This window comes from Streptomyces sp. NPDC002088 (genome assembly GCF_040296605.1).
Lineage (GTDB): Bacteria > Actinomycetota > Actinomycetes > Streptomycetales > Streptomycetaceae > Streptomyces.
The window spans coordinates 1-2784 of sequence record NZ_JBEOXO010000091.1 but is presented as its reverse complement, the minus strand read 5'-3'; the positions used below and the strand labels follow the sequence as shown (position 1 = coordinate 2784).

The 2784-nt window shown below is 66.7% G+C and carries 3 protein-coding genes; 1 reads left to right on the top strand and 2 read right to left on the bottom strand.

Annotation, left to right across the window (positions count from 1 at the left end; genetic code table 11):
* Nucleotides 1–122: 122 nt before the first annotated feature.
* Nucleotides 123–476, top strand: a complete 354-nt coding sequence (locus tag ABT114_RS50130; protein WP_351153992.1) for a hypothetical protein — start codon at nucleotides 123–125, stop codon at nucleotides 474–476.
* An 18-nt stretch (nucleotides 477–494) separates the two neighbouring features.
* On the opposite strand, the gene istB is transcribed toward ABT114_RS50130, so the two are convergent.
* Together istB and istA are read right to left on the bottom strand one after the other, a co-directional pair.
* Nucleotides 495–1268, bottom strand: coding sequence for an IS21-like element helper ATPase IstB (gene istB, locus ABT114_RS50125; RefSeq protein ID WP_351153989.1), 774 nt, complete (start codon nucleotides 1266–1268; stop codon nucleotides 495–497).
* Nucleotides 1265–2683: an IS21 family transposase gene (gene istA, locus ABT114_RS50120; protein ID WP_351153986.1), complete on the bottom strand. Its 1419-nt coding sequence runs from the start codon at nucleotides 2681–2683 to the stop codon at nucleotides 1265–1267. The genes istB and istA overlap by 4 nt, the downstream gene beginning before the upstream one ends.
* Nucleotides 2684–2784 lie beyond the last annotated feature (101 nt).

The window sequence follows — 2784 nt, the reverse complement described above, 5'->3', positions numbered from 1 at the left end:
TGTCGACGTACTTCTCTGAGTGCTCCGCCAAGTACAGACAAACGTGCACCGCTTGGTGGTCTGCGTGATGGTTGGCCGTGGGCGGTGCAGGGGTCTTGCCAGGGGCTGTCATGATCTCGGCTATGGACGAGATCACCAGGGTTCTGAGGCGGGAGTTCGAGGCAGAGGAGGGAAGCTTCCTGCTGCGGCTGCGGGGGGACCTGGAGTGGGACCGGGCTGCCTTCACCTGTTTGGAACAGGCGATGCGAGCTGCATGTGAGCGATCCCAGTCCGACGAGAAGCTCGATCGATGGGTCGTCGAAGGGTTCTACGAGGTCGCGACCTGGGTTCCGTCGTGGACGTCACACCCGAACTTCCCCAAGCCGGCGCCCGATACCTACTTCGAGGACTGCATCGAGCGAATCGGGGATCTTGCCAACTGGTACTTCCGGGGCTGGCACGACTACTCCGAGGGACATGTCTGGGCTGACCTGTGAAAACTCCGAAAAGCTTGGTCAGGCCGCGTCGTCCCGGTCACGTTCGATGGCAGCGAGCCGATTCTTGAGCCTGTAGCTGTTGCCGTTGATCGGGACGACCTCGCAATGGTGCAGGAGGCGGTCGAGGATCGCGGTGGCCAGGACCTCGTCGCCGAAGACCTGGCCCCACTCGCCGAAGGTCTTGTTCGAGGTCAGGATGATCGAGCCCTTCTCGTAACGCTTGGAGATCACCTGGAACACCAGGTTCGCCTCGGCTCGTTCCAGCGGCTGGTAGCCCACCTCGTCGACCACGAGGACGCTGGGGCGGAGGTAGCTGGTGAGCTTGCTGATCAGTCGGCCCTGGTCCTCGGCGGCCTTGAGGTGGCGAACCATGTCGTCGAGGCTGGTGAAGTAGATCGAGTAGCCGGCCCGGCAGGCCGCGACGGCCAGGGCGACTGCGATGTGCGTCTTGCCGACCCCGGGCGGCCCGAGCAGGGCGACGTTGGCCTTGTCCTCGGCGAAGGAGAGGGTGGCCAGGTCCTTGACCTTGCGTGGGTCGAGCTCGGGCTGGAAGGAGAAGTCGTAGTCTTCCAGCGTCTTGTGGTGCGGCAGCTTCGACAGCCGCAGGCCGTTGCGGAAGCGGCGGTCGTCACGGACGGCGAGTTCCTCGGACAGCACCAGGTCGAGCATGTCGAGGTAGCCCATCTTGGCCTCGTCCGCCCGCTGGACGTATTGGTTCAGGGCCTCGGCCAGGTGCGGCAGGCCGAGCTTGGCGGCGGTGGTGCGGATGCGGGTGCTGGTCAGCTCGCTCAACGGGCGTCCTTGCTGGGGGAGTTTGTGGTGAAGGGACGGGTGCCGGTCAGCTCGTCATAGACCGACAGCGGACGGCGTCCGACCTCGACACTTGCTGCGGCGGTCCGGTTCAGCAGGGTCTGCAACGGTCCGGCATCAGGCCCGAGAGGCCGGCCGCGGCGGGGCGAAGGCAGTGCGTCGCCGGTGGTGACGCGGCGGCCGGCGCCGGTGGGCAGGCCGTCCCAGTGCGTCTCGTCCACAATGCGGGCTCCGCGGCCGACCGCCCGCGGGTGAACGGCCAGCAGCGTCCGGCCGCCCGCGTCGGGGGCGGTTGAATGCAGGCTGACCTGGGACTTCGTGGCGCGGATCTCGACTAGTTGGCGGGGGCGGACCTTCCGGGCGGGCACCGAGTAGAGGTTCGCGTCGAAGGCGACCAGGCAGTCCTTGCCGACGTGCCGCAGATGCCGCTGGGCGACCACATAGGGGACCTTCGGCAGCGGACGCAGAGCCGTGTGATCACGCACGGCCCGCTGTCCGATGACCTCACCGTGAGTGCCGTGGACCTTCGCCCGCCGCAGCGGCACCCAGGCCGCGAAGGCGGCGTTCATCTCTTCGACCGAGGAGAAGGCCCGACCGGCCAGCACGTGATCACGGACGATGCCGACCTGCCGCTCGACCCGGCCCTTGCCCTGAGGCCGGTAGGCGGCCAGCACGTCGATGTCGAAGTCGTAGTGCCCTGCGAAGGCGACCGCCTCCGGGTGCAGCGGAACCGCCTCACCTGGAGCGACGTGCCGGCGCACAACCGTCTTGGTCCGGTCGTAGACGATGCTCATCGGAACCCCGCCGAAGTGCGCGAACGCGGCCCGGTGGCAGTCGAAGAACGTCGCCAAGTCCTGACTGGTCGTGAAGCAGCAGAACGGGTCGCGCGAATACGACAAGGTCATGTGGAAGGAGTAGACCTTCAGGATGCCGACATGGGCGAGGATCCTGCCCTCATCGCCCCAGTCCACCTGGGCCTGAGCACCGGGAACGACCTCGAACCGCCGGTGCAGACCCGCCAGCTCACCCGGGCTGATGCCCAGCTCCTCCGCGATCCGGGGGCGGGCCTCCTGAAGGTAGAGCTTCACCCGCTGGTAGTTGATGGTGACCCCGTACTCCTGGACCAGGCGCTCGTGGATCACTCTTCCCTTGAGCAGGATCTCGGACCTGAGCATCGCGTCGATCAGCGGCGCGACCTCGTCCACCACCCGCCGAGGGCGCTGACCTGCTACTTCCCTCTTCGGCGGCGCGACCGAAGCGGGATCCTTGAGGTACTTGCTGACCGTCCGGCGGTTCAGCCCGGTCTCCTTCGCGATCTGCCGCAAGCTCATCGCGCCGGACTCGTACAGCGAACGGAACCGCCTCAACTCCAGCCACCGATGCGGATCCAAGACCACCGTCAGTCGCCTCCCTGCCACCCCGAACCGACAGCAGCAGACTCGCGGCCCCCACCCCATCACCGCACTGAAAACGGTGCACTTTCATCCGTACGAGGTGG

Coding starts and splice junctions, on each gene's coding strand:
- ABT114_RS50130 (WP_351153992.1), top strand. CDS start 123: ATGGACGAGATCACCAGGGTTCTGAGGCGGGAGTTCGAGGCAGAGGAG.